Source organism: Cycloclasticus sp. P1, from assembly GCF_000299965.1.
Classification (GTDB): Bacteria; Pseudomonadota; Gammaproteobacteria; order Methylococcales; family Cycloclasticaceae; genus Cycloclasticus; species Cycloclasticus pugetii.
This window is the reverse complement of the sequence record NC_018697.1, coordinates 660173-678697: the sequence shown is the minus strand read 5'-3', so window position 1 is coordinate 678697 and position 18525 is coordinate 660173. Positions and strand designations below refer to the sequence as shown.

13 protein-coding genes and 2 pseudogenes are annotated in these 18525 nt (G+C 41.8%); 9 read left to right on the top strand and 6 right to left on the bottom strand.

Features of this window, described 5'->3' with window-relative positions; all coding sequences use genetic code 11:
• The first annotated feature begins 203 nt into the window (after positions 1-203).
• From Q91_RS03290 to rimK (Q91_RS11720), 8 genes and pseudogenes are all read left to right on the top strand, one after another.
• Positions 204-782 (top strand): RNA polymerase sigma factor, encoded by a 579-nt coding sequence (locus tag Q91_RS03290; RefSeq protein ID WP_238538354.1) that lies wholly within the window; start codon positions 204-206, stop codon positions 780-782.
• Positions 779-1480: a ChrR family anti-sigma-E factor gene (locus Q91_RS03285; protein WP_015005462.1), complete on the top strand. Its 702-nt coding sequence runs from the start codon at positions 779-781 to the stop codon at positions 1478-1480. The genes Q91_RS03290 and Q91_RS03285 overlap by 4 nt, the downstream gene beginning before the upstream one ends.
• 55 nt (positions 1481-1535) lie before the next feature.
• A complete protein-coding gene (locus tag Q91_RS03280; RefSeq protein ID WP_015005461.1) occupies positions 1536-2039 on the top strand; it encodes a chalcone isomerase family protein in 504 nt (167 codons plus the stop codon).
• A gap of 117 nt (positions 2040-2156) precedes the next feature.
• A pseudogene (gene rimK / locus Q91_RS03275) lies at positions 2157-3080 on the top strand (30S ribosomal protein S6--L-glutamate ligase); the annotation flags it as partial.
• Between the two features lie 60 nt (positions 3081-3140).
• The gene (locus Q91_RS11730; RefSeq protein ID WP_232228648.1) at positions 3141-3374 is read left to right on the top strand and encodes a hypothetical protein; all 234 of its coding nucleotides are present in this window, start codon (positions 3141-3143) and stop codon (positions 3372-3374) included.
• An 82-nt stretch (positions 3375-3456) separates the two neighbouring features.
• On the top strand, positions 3457-4518 hold the full coding sequence (locus tag Q91_RS03270; RefSeq protein WP_015005459.1) for a succinylglutamate desuccinylase/aspartoacylase family protein: 1062 nt from the start codon (positions 3457-3459) through the stop codon (positions 4516-4518).
• A gap of 37 nt (positions 4519-4555) precedes the next feature.
• Positions 4556-4915, top strand: a pseudogene (locus tag Q91_RS11725) (ATP-dependent zinc protease); the annotation flags it as partial.
• Between the two features lie 177 nt (positions 4916-5092).
• The gene (gene rimK / locus Q91_RS11720; protein ID WP_232228647.1) at positions 5093-5965 is read left to right on the top strand and encodes a 30S ribosomal protein S6--L-glutamate ligase; all 873 of its coding nucleotides are present in this window, start codon (positions 5093-5095) and stop codon (positions 5963-5965) included.
• A gap of 226 nt (positions 5966-6191) precedes the next feature.
• Here the strand turns inward: rimK (Q91_RS11720) and Q91_RS03260 are convergent, their stop codons facing one another.
• The 5 genes from Q91_RS03260 to mgtE form a co-directional block, all read right to left on the bottom strand.
• Positions 6192-7166 (bottom strand): zinc transporter ZntB, encoded by a 975-nt coding sequence (locus tag Q91_RS03260; RefSeq protein ID WP_015005457.1) that lies wholly within the window; start codon positions 7164-7166, stop codon positions 6192-6194.
• Positions 7156-9432 (bottom strand): mechanosensitive ion channel domain-containing protein, encoded by a 2277-nt coding sequence (locus Q91_RS03255; protein WP_015005456.1) that lies wholly within the window; start codon positions 9430-9432, stop codon positions 7156-7158. Before Q91_RS03255 ends, Q91_RS03260 begins: the two co-directional genes overlap by 11 nt.
• A 154-nt stretch (positions 9433-9586) precedes the next feature.
• Entirely contained in the window at positions 9587-13618 is a 4032-nt protein-coding gene (locus Q91_RS03250) for a translocation/assembly module TamB domain-containing protein (RefSeq protein ID WP_041230485.1), read from the bottom strand.
• Complete coding sequence (locus Q91_RS03245; protein WP_050999768.1) at positions 13615-15309, bottom strand: autotransporter assembly complex family protein; 1695 nt, start codon at positions 15307-15309, stop codon at positions 13615-13617. The genes Q91_RS03250 and Q91_RS03245 overlap by 4 nt, the downstream gene beginning before the upstream one ends.
• A gap of 193 nt (positions 15310-15502) precedes the next feature.
• Positions 15503-16840, bottom strand: coding sequence for a magnesium transporter (gene mgtE / locus Q91_RS03240; RefSeq protein ID WP_015005453.1), 1338 nt, complete (start codon positions 16838-16840; stop codon positions 15503-15505).
• 272 nt (positions 16841-17112) lie between these two features.
• Between mgtE and Q91_RS03235 the strand changes: the two genes are divergently transcribed.
• Positions 17113-17553 (top strand): phosphate-starvation-inducible PsiE family protein, encoded by a 441-nt coding sequence (locus Q91_RS03235; RefSeq protein WP_015005452.1) that lies wholly within the window; start codon positions 17113-17115, stop codon positions 17551-17553.
• A gap of 101 nt (positions 17554-17654) precedes the next feature.
• On the opposite strand, the gene Q91_RS03230 is transcribed toward Q91_RS03235, so the two are convergent.
• Entirely contained in the window at positions 17655-18500 is an 846-nt protein-coding gene (locus Q91_RS03230) for a mechanosensitive ion channel family protein (RefSeq protein WP_015005451.1), read from the bottom strand.
• Positions 18501-18525: the final 25 nt, after the last annotated feature.

Below are 18525 nucleotides of genomic sequence, written 5' to 3'. Positions count from 1 at the left end.
ATTAGATTAAATTTATTTTTTTGATCCAAAAAAGCATATTTTTCGTAAAACAGTAAATAGGGCGGTGTATCGCTGTTCTATTTATCGATGTTTATAACACTTAGAGTTTAAAAAATATGAATGGGCAGGCGCAAAGACAAATAACCGAAAACTTAGTATATTGGTCAGCTCAAAGCACGCTTCTGCAACCAGTTTATTACTCTATGAACGAGCCCATCATCAGCAAGACCGAACAAGCAAAGCTGTGTAAACAATACATGCAGGCTATTGCCGTTAAGCAAGACAAGAATGCATACAAAAACCTGTATCTTTACTTTGCTCCTAAGGTCAAAACATTCTTCAAACAACACGCTAGTACAAGTGATGCTGAAGAAATGACCCATGAAGTGTTCATGCGTGTTTGGCAAAAAGCCAAAACATACCAAGCAGAAAAAGCAAACGTTTCAACATGGATTTTCACCATCGCTAGGAATTTAAAAATTGATGTACTAAGGCAAAAGAGAATTTCTGAAGTTAGCCTTGATGACTCACACTCTCAGCTGCAAATAGCTGAAGATAACCTTCATAAAGGGCTTGTTAGCACTTCTGAAAAAATACAAGTAAGCAATAATCTCAAGCACTTAAGTGAGGAGCAAAAGCGGGTTATCTTAAAAGTCTATTACGAAGATAAAAGCCACCAATTGGCAGCTCAGGAGCTGGGTTTAACATTGGGTGTTATTAAATCTAGAATTAGAAGTTCATTGAAGGTTTTGCGCCACCATCTAGGAAATCAAAACGAATGAATAATCATATTGATACTGAATTATTATTAAATTATGTAGAGGGCAGTGTTGAACCTGCTTTGAGTTTGGCCATTGCTCTTCACCAAAAACACTGTCCAACATGTCGACAAAAAATTAAGGGTTTAGAGTCACATTATGGTGAAAACCTTGAATTATCTGAAAGTAGTCATAACGAAGGTGCTGGCTTTGATCGTTTAATTACAGATATAGCGAAGTTGACAACGGCTGACACTAACAAGGCAGTGCCTCAAGTATTGACAAATCATGATAGAGAAAATAATGGCGGCATCGGTTTTGTTGATGATTATGCCGTTGCTGAAATCAATAGGCCCTTACTAAAGCAATTATTAAACTTCAATCAGGATGGGTTTGAATGGCAAAAACTAACATCAAACATTTCAACCGTTGAGCTTGAATTATACGACGTTAGTTTTAAGGTTAATTTATTACGTTTTTCAGCGAAGACTAAAATCCCCAAACACACGCATTTAGGTAAAGAATTTACGTTTGTGATTGAAGGAGACTTTAAAGATCACAAGGGAACACATACCGCTGGTGATTTTATTGCCTGTGATGGTTCTGATGAACACAGCCCTGTCGCTGGTGATACTGGCTGTGTTTGTTTAGCAATAACAGAAGCGCCTTTAAAATTTACAGGTATCCTAGGTCCGCTTTTAAATCGGTACGCCAGTTATTAAGTAGCATATTAGAAATACTTTATTTTTAATAAACCGCTTACGACTTTTAGATTTTATGAAGAAAATATTCATCTTACTTTTGTTGCTACATACAGCTAATACAAGTGCTAATAAATTGCATTTAGATGATCTAAACCTTGTCGGTCGTTCAAACTTCAGCGTTTGGTTTTGGGATATTTATGATATTGAGTTAAAAACTCCAAGCGGAACGTACGAAGAAGGAAAAAGGCCGCTATCTCTAGAGCTAACTTACAAAAGAGTCATCTCTAATGTTGAGCTTGTAGATGAAACACTAACCCAATTGAAACGTTTCAATATTAGCGAAGAGCAGAAAAAAAACTGGGCAAAACAATTATTAAAAATATGGCCGAGTGTTAAACCCAACGATACCATTACGGTTTACATTGATAATGAAAAAATCACTTACTTTTATTTTAATGGACAATTTATAGGAAAAATAAATGAAGCTGGTTTTTCAGATACATTTCCTTCCATCTGGCTAAGTCTAAATGGCCCCTACCCTACAATGACAAAAAAATTAATTGGCTCAACTTATTAAAAACAAAACGAGAACAAATTTGAGCTAACCGATTTAACCTTTAGCGATATAAAGCTGTAGCTTCAATTATTAAGACTATACAATCACTTCTTAACGATAAAACCTAAGGGTGCTCTTATGAAACTTGCTATTTTATCCTGTGGACCTAATGCCTACAGCACACGACGTTTAAAAGAAGCGGCCCTTCAAAGAGGGCATGATGTAAAAGTCTTAAACACCCTTAAGTTTGCTATCGATTTACAACAAGGCATCCCCGACCTCTACTACCGGCAAAAAGTTTTAAGTAGCTATGATGCTGTGTTACCGAGAATTGGTGCATCAATTACTTACTATGGCACGGCTGTTGTCCGTCAATTTCAAGAAATGGGCGTTTTTTGTGCTAATACTGCACATGGCATTTCTAACTCGCGAGATAAGTTACGTAGCCTGCAAATCTTAAGTCGTCATCATATTGGTATTCCTAGAACTACCTTTGTCCGAGACCGAAAGGATGTGATTCCTGCGATCGAACGAGTTGGTGGTGCACCTGTCGTTATTAAGTTGATTGAAGGCACCCAGGGCATTGGTGTGCTATTGGCTGAATCAATGAAAGCGGCTGAGTCGATTATTGAACTACTACAAAGCCAAAAACAAAATGTGCTCATTCAAAAGTTTGTGGCAGAAAGCAAAGGAAAGGATATTCGCGCTTTTGTCGTTGGCGATCGTGTTGTTGCCGCAATGCGCCGCGTCGCCCAAGGACAAGAATTTCGTAGCAATGTACACCGAGGCGGCATTGCTGAACCGGTAGAACTTGATGAACGGTATAGAGAAACAGCCGTACGAGCAACTCAGATTTTAGGCCTAGAAGTAGCTGGCGTTGATATGTTGGAAGGTAAAAACGGCCCTCAAATAATGGAGGTCAATTCTTCGCCAGGACTTGAAGGTATTGAAACGGCCACCGGTTTAGATATTGCCGGCGCTGTGATTGACTATGTATCTGCTCAAGTTGATTTTCCTGAAATTGATATACGCCAACGATTAACCATTAGCAAAGGGTATGGCGTCAGTGAAATATATATTCCTGAAGGATCAGAGTTTCTTGGGAAGACCATCCAAGAAGTGATGGATGAAGAAAAAGACATTAACGTGCTCACCTTGTATCGAGGGGCCAAGGCAATCCCTAACCCACGTGCTGCACGCGAACTCGAAGCTGATGATAGGCTATTATGCTTTGGAAAATTAGACTCTTTACGTGGCATGATTCCAAAGAAAACAAAGGCTCGCCGAAGGCCAAAAGTTCAGGATTTACAATCAGATGAATTAAACCAACCTCATGAAGACGACGCAGACCAATAAGCAGATCGGTTTAATCTCTAGCTAATTAATAAAACCGACTGATAAGGTCTCTATTTAAGCTACATACAAGTGGATAATTAAAATGTCAGAACCCTTTATACTTGCAGGTCAAGAAGTCTTACCAGGAACAAACACTATCATTGATGTTCCCCTGCCAGATTTATATACACATTCTTCTTTATCAATGCCGGTACAGGTCATTCGAGGAAAGCAAGAAGGCCCCATTCTCTTTGTTTCTGCGGCCGTTCATGGTGATGAAATTAATGGCGTTGAAATTATTCGTCGACTGGTAAAAAGCAAATCACTCTCACGAATGAAAGGCACGTTGATTACTGTGCCTATTGTTAATGTTTATGGTTTTCTCAACCAAAGCCGTTACTTACCCGACCGCAGAGATTTAAACCGCTGTTTCCCAGGCTCGGTAAAAGGCTCCTTAGCTGCACGCTTAGCTAAATTATTTATGACCGAAGTGGTGCAGCAATGTACACATGGCATTGATTTGCATACAGCAGCCATTCATAGAGACAACTTGCCGCAAATACGCGCCGACTTAAGCAACCAGGTGACCGAACAGATGGCCTTAGCCTTTAATGCGCCTGTGGTGGTTAATTCTGGCCTAATAGAAGGCTCTTTACGGTATGCCTGTAGTACAGAAAAAAACTTACCAATCATTGTTTACGAAGCAGGGGAAGCACTCCGCTTCGATGAGTTTTCGATCCGCGCAGGGGTCAAAGGCATTCTATCGGTGATGCAATCGATTGGCATGCTGACACCCCCTAAACGTAAAACCAAAAAGAAAGCTCCAGAACCTTTTGTTGCACGCTCTACTCTTTGGGTTCGCGCACCTCAAAGTGGTATTTTCCGGATGACTGTTTCAATGGGAAAACATGTTTTTGAGGGTGACTTACTCGGTGCTGTTGCCACACCCTACGGTGAGGATGGCAAAGAAACCGATATTATTTCACCCATTTCAGGCATTATTATCGGCAGAACCAATCTGCCTCTCGTTAGTGAAGGTGAAGCCTTATTTCATATTGCGCGTTTCACACGACCTAAGGATGTTGTAGATAATTTGGAGGCTTTTCAGCTGGACCTTGATCCTGCTAGTGATGAAGCCCCCCCTGAAGACCTTCCAATCATCTAGTTTTGTACCCCTTTTACCCTTTAATTTGGACTAATAAATGACTTCTAGCAATAATAAAATCATTGTAGGTAGTGAAGAATGGTGTTCCTTCCCTGCCCTAGGCATTCCTGCTATCAAAGCGCGTGTAGACTCAGGTGCTAAAACATCCTCTATTCATGCCTTTAACATTCAAACCTTTAGACGCGAAGGCCTTTTATGGGTTAGCTTTGAAGTACACCCACTACAAAAGGATCGCCGCACTGTGTTGCGCTGTGAACGCCCTGTGGTTGACAAACGTTCCGTCAAAAGCTCGTCTGGAATTTCTGAAACACGCTACGTAATTTCCACCTTAATTAAGGTGGAAAGCGAAACATGGGAAGTAGAACTCACCTTAGCAAACCGTGATTCAATGGGCTATCGTATGTTGTTAGGTCGTGAAGCGATGAAAGGACGAATCTTGGTAGACCCTGAGCTAAGCCTATGCCTCAACGAGCCGTCAAAAGAACAGCTTTACGATTGGTATGGCCAGCCTCAAAAAAACAAAAGTGGGCTAAAAATAGGCTTACTTGCCAGTAACCCCGACCTTTATAGCAACATGCGCCTTATGGAAGCCGCTGAGGAACGTGGCCATGAAATGGTGTTTTTAAACATCAAATATTGCTATATGAAAGTCGATGAACAAGCACCTGAAGTCCATTATCGAGGCGGTAAAATCCTCAATGACTTAGATGCCGTTGTCACACGTATAAGACCTAGCATGACCTTTTATGGCTGCGCCTTGGCTCGCCAATTTGAAAGCATGGGCATTTATACCGTCAATTCATCATCCGCTATTAGCCAATCAAGAGATAAGTTATTTTCGCTTCAACTGATGTTAAAAAGTGGCATTGGTATCCCCACAACAGGTTTTGCACACTCGCCAATGGATACCAGCGACTTGATAGAAATGGTTGGCGGAGCGCCATTGATTGTAAAACTATTAGAAGGCACTCAAGGCCGAGGTGTTGTATTAGCTGAAACTAAAAAAGCCGCCGAAAGTGTTATCAATGCCTTCAAAGCACTGCATGCAAACTTGCTAGTTCAAGAGTTTATTAAAGAAGCAGACGGGAAAGATTTACGCTGTTTTGTCATTGATGGCAAAGTAGTTGCCTCAATTCAACGAACTGCTGCTCCTGGCGAATTTAGAGCTAACATTCATCAAGGTGGTAGCGCTTCTGTGGTTAAAATAACACCCGAAGAACGTCGTTTAGCAACGCTTTCGGCAAAAGTATTAGGGCTTAAAGTTGCTGGCGTTGATATTATACGTTCGAGTAAAGGTCCACTGCTTTTAGAAGTTAATTCATCTCCAGGTTTAGAAGGTATTGAGTCTGCCACCGGTAAAGATATAGCCGGGCATATTATTGCGTCTATTGAAAAGAGGCTTAAGTGGGAAAGACCCGTTAGTTCTAGCGTTTTGGAAACACTTTAACCACCTACGCGCTATTAACTAAAAAGGGCAAAATTTAGCCATTGCATGCGCTCCCCCCTGTCTAACGGTATGCAGAGATTATTTTTATAAACACTCAGCGGTTTTAGCCCCTTACCCCCTCTCTTATAAGACGCCATGAATGGTTTGCTGGTTCAGTTAAGGCCAGCAAACTATCCGCTAAACGCTTGGCCGATACTCACTACCATATACCTTTAAAAACCGCTTCTTAAAACCATTTTAATTTTTTAAACAACCAGACCTGAGCTAAGATAATTAGCGCCAATATGCCCATAAAGATCCAAAAAGCAGCTTCATTATCTGCCCCTGGTATACCGCCAACATTAATCCCTAACAGCCCAGTCAAGAAACCTAGGGGTAAAAATATAGCCGCAACAACCGAGAGCATATACATATTTTTATTCAGCCGATCAGAAAGACCGGTGACCAGCTCATCTTTAACAATTTGAGCCCTCTCACGAATCGTATCCAAATCTTCAACATACCTTATTACGCGGTCTAATGACTCTTGCAAGCGGCGTTTATGCATTTGCTCCAACCACGACTGATCAGAGACACGAAGGCTTGAAATCACGTCTCTTTGAGGGGCAATATAACGTTTAAACATAATGGCGTCTTTACGAATAGAGGTGATTTCCTGTCGCTCATTTGTGTCAGGATTTTCCATAACACTTTCTTCAACCTCGTCTAACTTCTCATCTATTTCAGAAAAAATAGGTTCCATTCGCTCAAATAAACCGGCGATTAGCGTGGTCACAAAATCGCCACTATTTTTTGGCCCTTTCCCCGCTTTTAGTTTCCCTTGAATATCGATGGCAGCTCTTAGTTTTCGACGCCGTAGGCTGATAATATTATCTTTATCAACCCATAAACGTATCGACACCATATCATTCGGCTCAGCGCCAGGGTTTAAATTTACCCCGCGTAAAATAAGCAACGCGCCATAGTCAAATTCAAGAATTCTAGGTCTTGTTTCATCTGCACATAAGGCATCAACAACTAAGTGATCTAAATGCGGAAACTCTTTTTCAAGCAAACGGCGGCTTTCTGGGTGCTCTGCTTCTAAATGAATCCAAACCTTGGATTCACTACTAATGGTTTGTTGTATCTGTGACTCTTCGAGCAAGGTACTCGAGCCGTCGCCATTCAACTTACAAGCGTAAAGGATATGACTATTTTCCATCAAACACTCCCTCTAATCCAGGTGCTGTACGAATGTGTAAGTCTCTTTGTGGGAAAGAAATTTCCACCCCTGCCTCTTTAAACACTTCCCAAATATCAAAGCGCACTTGGCTTGAAATTGGAAAAATTTCTTGGATATTACTAATAAAGAAACGTATTTCAAATATCAATGCGCTATCTGCAAAGTCCTTAAAAAGAACTGTTGGTTTTGGGGTTTTTAAGACGTCTTTATTTTCCGTAATCATGTCCATTAGAAGATCTCGAACTTGTTGTGGGTCCGAGGAGTATGACACGCCAACATTCACAATCACACGACCTACTCTATCTGCATGCGTCCAATTTTTAACAGACGATGAAATGAGCTCAGCATTTGGCACAATAATCGATGTTCGGTCAAAGGTTTCAACAACTGTGGCACGCACGCTGATTTTCTTTACAATCCCTTCACCTGAATTGGTAATCAGCCAATCCCCTACTTTTATGGGCCGTTCAAACAGCAAAATAAGGCCTGAAACAAAGTTACTCACGATACTTTGCAAACCAAAACCAATGCCAACAGACAGCGCACCGGCTATCAACGCCAAATTCGTTAGATCAAATCCAACCGCTGATATACTCGCCATTAGCGCAACAATCAGCCCAACATAACCTAACACCTGTGTTATTGACTGACGAACACTCGTATCCATGTTCGTTTTAGGCAAAATCTTTTGATCCAAAATACGCTGAATAACGCGTGTGATGAACAGCAAGGTTAGAAAGACAAGTAAACCAACCCCAATATTTGAAATTGAGATGGTCATATTGCCAACTTTAAAGCCAAAAAATGCCTGCTTTATCGTCTCTTGAATGTATTGCCATTCGGTGCCAAAAATACCGGCAACAAAAGGTAAACAGATAAAGAACAAAATAAGATCCAATGATAGGCATAACCAGAAGTAAATAACCTGCTCTGAGTCTTCCCGTATGTTGTCTTGAGAAAAGCGTTTATCTAAGCGATAAAAGTATGGACGAATAACCGCTCTTATAACGAGAATAGACGCTAATAATGAAAAAATAAGAACAAAACCTTCGAAGATATAACGGCTAAGAGCTGCATAGCCAAATACATTAAATATAATGATGGAGAGGCTAATCGTTAGAAAAACAACAAATATCTTGCGTGGGAAAAAGTAGTCTTTAGTCTCTTTTGGCCCTATCAATACAAACAAAGAAAACAGGCCTAATATAAACGCAAAAGTTAAGCTCACAATATAACTTTGGACAACAGCCAGCTCTATGGGCACCCCGATAATTTTTCCACTTTCAAGAAGCAATGTATCAACAGCAAACAGCAGTGCCACCACACAGATTAAATAACGCAAATGTGAACGAATAAGAGCCGCTTTCAAAAACCGCCCTGTCATCAAATACACAGCGAACAAAAACCCCGTAAGCATTAATACCTTTTGTATTAACAAGTGATTAGCCTCGGTTACAATGCCTTGGCTAATAAATAGTTGATAAATGAAAAGCAGCCCTAGCCCTATCGCTAAAAATGGCAAAACTAACGACGCTGAAACCAATGGAAACACATGTTCCCGCCCAGCATTTTGTAATTTTATAGTTAACCTTTTTTTTGATACTAACGTGGCGAAAAGGAAAACGACCAAAAGAATACAGCCCGATATGACACTCAACGACCGCAGAGTTTTATCGTAAAAAATACCTTTGTAATTTGAAAATTGAGCATAAAAAGGCTCTTCTGCTGTTTTCCATAAAGTAGTATTAAATACTGCCATTTGCCGCTCAAAAAGCCCATCTAAAAATAATGTGCGTCTTAACGAAGTGATTTTTTCTAACAACCGCGATGATTTAGACGTCAGCGCTTCGGCTTGTGTCAGCAAACCTTCAATAATTAACGATTCATTCGTTAACTCAGCGCGCAACTTTTGAATATTATCGGGCTCTGGTGGCGCATCTTCATCGGGGGCAGCGCCAAGGTCGGCCAAATCTGCTTGCACGCTATTATTAACCGGCTTAATAACGTCAACCTTATATTGTAATTCTGTTCGCGCTGAGCGAAGCGTTTGACGCAATTCCAACAAACGAGCTTTATCTATCGTATTGTCAGCTAGCTGTTGAGAAATAAGTTCTATCGTCTCTTGTTTTTCTTTAAGCCATAACTTAGTCGCTTCTTGATTTATCAGTTCCTGCGCAGCAACAGCCGAGCTGTGAACACTAAAAACAACCAAACAAAGATAACTAAAACACCGCAATAACTTCATATTTTATTCCCCACACTATAAACACCCTAGACGCTTCGCTTCATATATCGACTGTACAATGCTCACCTAGCATGTGAACATATGTTAAAACTAACCCTTCATTTACCCCATTACTATAACCGCTTATCTACTAAGCCACTGATGGCTATTAGATTTATTGTTCACGAACGTATAGTAAATCCACCCCCGTATCTACACCCGATTCTGCTTTTAATGACCACAGCTTACTCAATTCGTACCTCAGATTAACCGTACTCACCGAATCAAAAATCCCAATGCCGTAACTTAAATATAAATTTGGCAGCAAATACTTACCAACATGCAAAGCCGTATCATCCCCACCATTACCATCAAATGTAACAGCATCCAACCCAAACGCATTGGCTATTTGTTCACCAATCATATTACCGCCTTTAATGCCTAAACCACTGGCAGCAGAGGCTAACAAAGCAGCATCCGATGCACTCGCGTTCGACAAAGAGCGGCCCAATAACAAATGAGCCAGCACCTCGTCATCACTCATCGACGGTATAGAAAATAACGAGGTTTGAAGGTTATCGACCGGGCCTAACAAGTGCAGGCCCGCTGTAAATTTTTTCTCTTTTCTTACCGCCTTTATATCCAAATTTGGGTTATCCAGCGCGCCTCCGGAGTATTGTATTTTGCCATTATCAACCGCTAGTTGTTGGCCATATGCCCTATAGGTACCTTTATTAATAACGATATCGCCAGTTCCAAGAAGCAGTTTATCTGTCTCACCGCTAACTAATAATCCGCCAGTTAGTGCTCCCTCAAAACCCAGCCCTTTAACCTGTACGTTATCACCCAAATTAACGTTTAATTTGACCCGGGTTGAAATAGGTTTTGTTTCTTTTGCTAACGTCTTATCAATAACAACCACATCTTTACTAGCAGACACAGGAATATTAAACTCTATCGGTGCTAAGTCTGCGGTCGGTATATTAATGCTTCCTTCAAGGTATGCTGAGCCAGCCGTCATATTAAATAATAAATTCGGTGATGCGATTACATACGCTTCGGGTAAATTCAAAACCTCAACATTCTCGCCTACCAGTGTAGACGAGGCATGCCAGCCTTTATCAGCAAAAACAACTTGACCATCACCATAAAAATCACCTTCACCAGAGGTCGCCTTATATTTTAAGTGAATACCTGTCTCCACCCCGCCTTCTAAACTCGCATTAATTGCTGATAACACTGTTCCAGAACTAGTCAACTCTACTCCCGCGTTAGCAAGCAATACGTTTCCTGTAACATCTGGGTTCGCCACCGTACCAGTTAATTTGATATCAACATTCAACTGGCCTTGTAAGTGTTCATACTCAGAGTACAACGTATCAAAAACCGATAAATCTTTTACCGACAAGCTGAAATAGCCTGACAACCCTGCTTGCTGTGGCGTATCAATAACCGTTTTCAGGGAAGGCACACTAACTTGGCCTGTTAACGCTGAAACACCAGTTAAATCAGGCTCAATCAACACATTCGCAACCACCCCTTTCTCGGCAAGCTGAAAATCGATATTGGCATTGCGTAAGGCGATCACTGTATTTTCAAGCGTTAAATCTTTTTCTAGCAAAACCCGACCATCAGTCAAACTGAAAACACCTTGGCCACTTATTGGATATTGATTTCTGCCAGCCAGTTCAAACCGACCTTTTAAATTCCCTTCTAATGGGTCCAGTGAACTGGAAAAGCTCTGTAAAAGCGTTAGCGGAATGGTAGCCAACTCACCTTGAATATTCCAATCGCCACGGGTTGAATTATTTGCCTGTATACAGACTGAGCCAGTGGCTGATTGTAGGCAATGCTTATCAAATGAACCATGCGTACTGGCGATACGTATTGCACCTTGCTCGCTAAGGCGCCACTGCCCTGCTAGAACATGTTCTAGCGTCAGTTGTGAAAACTCACCCTGCCAATTTGTCCCAGACAAGCCACCGGCCAGTTGAGCCGATACCTTTAACTCCCTGTTATCCACATCAACAGAAACTTGATGCTTATCTGTCGTACCGTTAAGATCCACCGTGACATCAAGTGGCGCTGAATTTTCAACACTTAAGCCGACAAGCGAGCCTTTACCACTCATAACGCCCTGTTGACTCATATCTAGGCTAAGCTTACTTTTCCATTGATTAATGCTCACAACGTTAGAATAGGCTAGTTTGTTTCCATCAATATCGGCAAATATTTGCGCTGTAGCAAGGTTCCCACTGACTGTTCCTAACGCCGTTAATGCTCCCGTTAGCTCGGGATGAAAATCTGCTAAATTAGACGAATTAACAACCCAATTTAGCGTTTTCCCTTCATTTATTTGCCCCGACGCTGTGATAACTGATTGGCCGGACTGTAGTTGGAATTTCTTGACCGTCAGCTGCTGTGCAAGGGTTGAAAAATCGCTGCTAAAATGCACCGGTCGTTGCCTTAAGGTACCGCTAATATCCAGCCCCTTTATTGATACACCCACGGCCTTAGTATTAAGGTTTTCGGCCACCAGTTGCCAACCACCAGATAATTGCCCCGGCCATTGTGACGAAATAAATGCGGGGTTAACTTTATTGAGCCTCACTGAGCCTTTAAGCGCGAGCATATCTTGCCATTGCGCTTCGCCAATAAAGCTCATTTGGCCAGACTCAACAGCCAGCTTCATATTTAAATCTTTCGCACCTTGCTGGCTAATTTTTGCCTGTGCTTGTACTGACACGGGTAGCGAATTGATTGATAAATCGCCGTCGATTTTAGCCGTAGCATCGGCAACCGTACCGGCAAACGCTAGCTGTCCTTCTTTAATTAATAAGGCCGTCTCACTCAAAATGTTTGGCAAGTCAATGTTTTCTATTGTGACATTAGCCTGAAAACTAGGTATTTGGTTCTGCCAATCTAACCAGCCCACTAAAGAAGCCTGGCCGTCTAAACCGTTCAGTTGTAACTGTGTGATGTTTAGCTTATTCGAGCTGCCCTCCATCACCCCTTTAAAATTGAAGGCCTGTTGCTGCGCTTCCACCACCCCATTTATTGCAAGCCTATACTCGTCCAGCCCGCCTTGAATAGTCAATTCGCCGCTTCGACTTGCTATACCGCTAGCTCCGTTAGACATCGGCCAAGCGAACTGTTGCCACTGCCCAGTTAGCTCAAGTATTGGTAACGTCATCACGTTATTAACAGCGCCGTACAGGGACAACCTTAGTCCGTTTTCATTGGCTAAAATGCTGTTCAGCGTCCAGCTATCAAGGTCTTTACTAAGCAGCTGAGCGCTCCACGCCAACACGGGCCAGCCTTTTTGTTGATAGCCTGCATCAAACTTAATATCCGCTTGATTTATATCGCCTTGGGCTGTTACTTGAATGCTATTTAAATGCCCTGTTTGGCCGTCTACATAATCAGCCAGATTAAGCTGTGCAATGCGCGCATTCATTTGCCAACTCAGTTTACCGAGTAAATTTTTTATCGTCAGGACGCTGGTCGACTGCATCGGTTTAATAACCTTCAGCTCAACTCGTAATTCGCTTGCATTACCTTTAATATCGCCTTTCCCAGCCAGCCCTTTCAACGTCGGATCCTTTGCAAACCACTCATACGCTAAAGTTGTAGGGTAATCACCGCTTAACTGTATCGATCCATTCAGTTTTAAACCTGCTATATCTGTACTGTCGAGGGATAAAGCATCAATCGTTAGGATGTCTCCCCAAAGACTCAATGCCGCTTGAAGGTTTCTGATCGGCTGCCTCACAGCCTGCCCTTGCTGCACTGTTAGCGTATTAACACGAACCTTCTTCAGCGATAATACCAACGGAGATGAAATAGCAGGCAAACTGATAGGCGTTGAGGTCTGTGCCCCATTTCCCTGCTGTGTCATCAACACATCATCAATCAGCAACTCGTTAATTGTTAACCGCCCTCTTATTAACTCAGCCGCCTGCCAACTTAGCGTTAAATTATTAATAGACACTCGGTTATGCTCGTCAACTTGATAGTCTATTTGTTCAAATACAGCGCCATCAAGCAAGCGGCCAGACACTTTTTTTACCGTTAATTCGGGTACCAATTTTTGACTGAGCGATAGCACCGCCGAAAGACCAGATTCGGTCAACGCAAGCCAAGCCAACAGCACACTTATCAAAAGAAACGTGGCTAACAATACACGTAGACCAGCGCGATACATCATAAGTCAGGCCCAATGACCACATGGAAGCCGATTGAATCAGCTGAATCTGATAACCCTTTAGCTATATCAAATCGAATAAGGCCAATGGGCGATTTCCAGCGAATACCAAGGCCTGCACTGTATTCTAGGGGATTATGCAAACTGTTAACGGCATTACCAAAATCGCTGAACACGGCAACTCCCCAGTTGCCCACCAGCATGCGTTCGTATTCCACACTTCCAACCAATAAATAACGTCCACCAGTGACCTCACCATCGTCACCTTCAGGCCCTAGTGATTCAAAATCAAAACCACGGATACTGCTGTCGCCACCGGCAAAAAACCGCAATGAGCTAGGCAGTTTTGTAAAATCGCTCACGTCTGTCGCCCCTAAAGCACCACGGGTAATAAACCGACCTTTTTCGCCAATCGATTGAATATATTTCCCTCTTAAAACCATTTGCGCAAACGTCGTATCCGATAATACCGCTTCACTGGCACCCGACAATGACAAGGATAACCGACCACCTTGTCGGGTATAGATACTGTTATCTGCCCATGTTTTTGACCAAGCAATACTAGGAATCACCAAGGTCGAGGTATTATCATCTTCTGACACGTCAAAATTTTCATTTAGAAATTTTATTGAGCCGGTTTCATTCCAGCCCCATCGATCAGTTTTATAATAACTGCCGACTGCAAATGAACGACTTTCGCTGCTTTCGGTATCTTTGTTTTTAAATTCGGCATTAAAACCAACATCAGAAATCTTAGGGCTCCAAAAGGGCATCTGGTAGTCCGCCGACAAGCTATTACCAATTTGTGAAAATTTAGTGCCCGCACTAAAGCGATGCCCGCGATTATTAACATATCTATTTTCCCAGCCGAGTGAGGCCCTTGCACCACTATCGGTTCCAAACCCCAACCCCGCAGAATAGCGATACTGCGTTTCCGGTTCCAAGGAAATAGCTAAGGGGACTACGCCATTTTGACGTTCATCAATCAGCGTCGTCACTGACACGGAATTAAAATAACCACTATTATTCAGATTACTTCTCAACGCCAAGACCTTAGAGGCTAAATAAGGCGCGCCTTGCTTGATCGGCGATAGTTTTAACAATAGTTCATTGTTAATAACCGTTTTAGGAAAGACAGTCTTCGAAAAGACATACCGCCCACCGGATTGATACACTAAATAAATAGTCGCTTTGTTGTTAGCTAAACTAACTTCAACCCGATGCTCAGTCAGCTCACCATCAAAATAACCTCGTTCAGCAGCTAATCGTCGTAGGTTTTTCTTGGCTGATTCATACTGCTCATGATTAAGCACCTCCCCTTCCTTTAATGGAAAATTTTCTAATAACCGCTGAAAACTCTCATCGTGCAAGCCTTCACCTTCGATTGTGACATTGACCGCTTGAATAGTGACAGGCTCAGCTAAATTTAACTGATAACTCGCCAACCAGATATTATCTTTTTTTTCTAATTTGCTAGTAACTTTGGCCTTGTAATAACCATACACGGGCAGCATTTCGGAAAGCTCATCTACTGCTTGTTCATGTAAGCGATGAATACGTTTAGACGATAACAGTTGGTTTTTTTGATGTTTAACAATACTCAGACCACTTAACAAGGTGTCCTTTTTGCCTTCAGGCGCGCCATCTAATTGCACCGAAATGATCAGATCTTCCGCCTGCACAAGGCCCGCCATAAAAAATAATGACAACAATACAGCGAATAGGCTCCCCCTTAATAACACTGTAAACAAAGCATAACCTCTAAATAATTTTTAAAATTGTGCCATCACCTTAACAATAAAATCCTCTAGATGATTAGAACGACCCACCACCTTATCACCACGCCACTAAACCTTTCGAAAGAGTAAAAGTAACGTCAATACCGCATTAAAGCAGAAATAAGGTTCCCAAACCTAAAAATGCAACAAAGCCCACCACATCAGTTACTGTTGTCAAGATAACTGAGCCCGATAAGGCTGGGTCTATAGTCAATCGGTCAAGAATAATTGGAATCACCACGCCTGAAAAAGCTGCCGCAATAATGTTTAATACAATCGCTGCTGCTATGACTAAACCAATGTTGATACTAGCAAACCAGAAAGAGGCAATAACGCCAATTACAATAGCCCATAACACACCGTTAAGCGCACCGACACTGACCTCTTTGATTAACAAGGGTGGGATATTACCTTTTGCAATTTGCCCCAATGCAAGTCCCCTAATAATTAAGGTTAATGTTTGACTGCCGGCAATCCCACCCATAGAGGCGACAATAGGCATTAAAACAGCTAGCGCAACAACTTGTTGCAATGTCGCTTCAAAAAGGCCAATCGCCCAAGATGCGAAAAATGCGGTTAACAAATTAATGCCCAGCCAAGTTGCCCTTCGTTTAGAACTGCGTAATACAGGCGCAAAAAGGTCTTCATCTTCATTTAAACCCGCTGTTGCCATTAATTGGCTTTCATAATTTTCACGCGTTATTTCAAGGGCTTGGCGCAAAGTAATACGCCCAGATAGTTTGTTATTCGCATCAACCACAGGCAGCGCCATCAAACCCGAATGTTCAACTTTATCGGAGGCTGTAGAACGACTCATTTCAGCAGGCACTGTCATTGGCTCGTCAATACTTAATGCCTGCAATGATTGCTCTGGCGGAGCAGAAAATAATGTTTGAATTAATACGGTCCCTGCAAAATCACCATTTCTTTTAATTAAATAAAGGCAATCTGCACACTCAAAAGACGATTTTTTAAGCCCCCGTAAGGCATCACGAACACGTGCTGTTCTGGGCAAAATATATAGCCCGTGATCGACATAACGCCCAATTTGATCAGTTTCATATTGAACCGATTGCTGATAATGTTCACGTTGCATTTCAGCCATATTTTGCAAGGCTTCATCAACCACTGACTCAGGCAACGTATCGGCTAATTGAACAAGGTCTTCAGCATGAACATTATTCAATAGAGCGTGTAATTTCTCCTCATCAATACTGTCAAAAATGGCCTGGCGTGATTCCGAGCGCATTGTGACCAACACATTAATACGCTCTTCATCTGGCACTTGTTCCCATCGCTCTAAGCGCTCCGCCACAGGCAATGACTCGAGTAATAAAGCCAGCTCAGTGCCTTCGAGTTGATCTACAGCATCTTCAAAGACAACCCTTTGTTCATCATGATGAGCATCATTGAGCCGTTCGACTAACTGGCTTACTTCATCGGTCATTCTATTCCCCTTTCTTAATGTTTAAATACATTGTTTATGTGTAAAAATCAGCCAAACCCTTCTTATGAAATACACTCGCCACCCCTACCAGCCATCGGATCTTTTAATCAACTGTTAGCCCTTTCGTTTCTTTTAACATAAGACATAGTAACGGTTTATGACAGTCTGATTTAGCGCTTTCTATATTATTAAATAAGGACTCAAAGCAATTCGTGTTATTGTCTATTTTGTCGTTAATAGCACACGTCGAATGACGTGCTTAGGAGCAAATAATGTTCAGTACGTTTTTCAAAAAATTATATCGTCAGACCATTGATATTGTATTTGGGGTGATTCTCGCACTGATAATAATTGGCATTGCTATTGGGGCAGGCCAACTCGTTTTCTCTGTTTGGGATTTGCTTAAATTAGAAGGGGTAACCGGTCAGTATATTAACATTATTACTGATGTGCTCACCCTCTATGTGTTAATTGAATTATCGCGTTCGATAACCGACTACTTTATTTCTCACAAACTAAAAATTTCTTTAATTATTGACGCAGCGATTGTTTTCATTATTCGTGAAATTTTAATTGCCTTATTCAAGCATAAAATTGATCCCAGTATGCTTTATGCCCTTTCTGCTTTTTTGTTTGTACTAGGCGCACTACGAACCGCCGCCATTATTTTATACCAACGAGAAAAAGTAATTGCCGATGAAAACCATGACTAAAAGCGCAGATATCATAAAGCCCAATCAGTCAGCTTCAAACATTAGTTTTTGCGGCTAAGCCCAGTTGATAAAGCTCTCTAAGTAGCGTTATTCACTACGAATTAACGTCCAGCCTCATTTTCCTCTGTTACCACGCGTATAGGGAACGGTTCGGTAACACTACCCGCATAGATGGATTGGTGCGGAAAGGGTATTTCTATCCCTTCGGCATCAAAGGCTTCTTTAATTTCTTCATAAATAGCATTTTTTAGTTCGCTAAAATTTTCTCGCTTTACCCAAACCGAAAACTGCATATCCAACGAGGAATCGCCAAACCCTTTAAAAATAAAAGTCGGTTTAGGCTCATCCAAACAGATCGGATTAGCATCGGCGACCCGCTCCATCACTTTGCGCACATGCTTAATGCTTTCTTTATAGGCAACACCTATCGCCAAATCAATTCGCCTAATTGGAAAACGCGTCAATGTGGTGACTTCTGACTTGATCAATGTTTCATTGGGGATTCGTACAAATAAATTATCAAAGGTTCTTAGTTTGACCGATAATAAATCAATAGAAATAACCTCGCCAATGGTTGAACCTACACGAACCATGTCACCAATCGAAAAGGGCCGTTCAGACACCAAAAACAACCCACTAATAATGTTTGAGGCGGAGGTTTGCGAGGCGAAACCAATCGCAACCGATATAATTCCAGCTGCGCCTATCAACACCCCTAAATCAAACCCGAGTGCTTTTAAACCCATAAAAAAGAACATCAGCAGCACAAGGTAACTGGCCACTCTTGCGACCAATAACTGTTTATGCGCATCCAGCTTATGCGTTGACCAGCGGGTCACCACGTTATTAGCTGCTCGAGATAAAATAATACCGACTATAAAAAAAATCAGCGCACGTACAACGGCCATTGTTAACTCGGTATTTATGTTGGCGAATACATTATCCATCTGTTATGTCCTGGGGTATTATTGG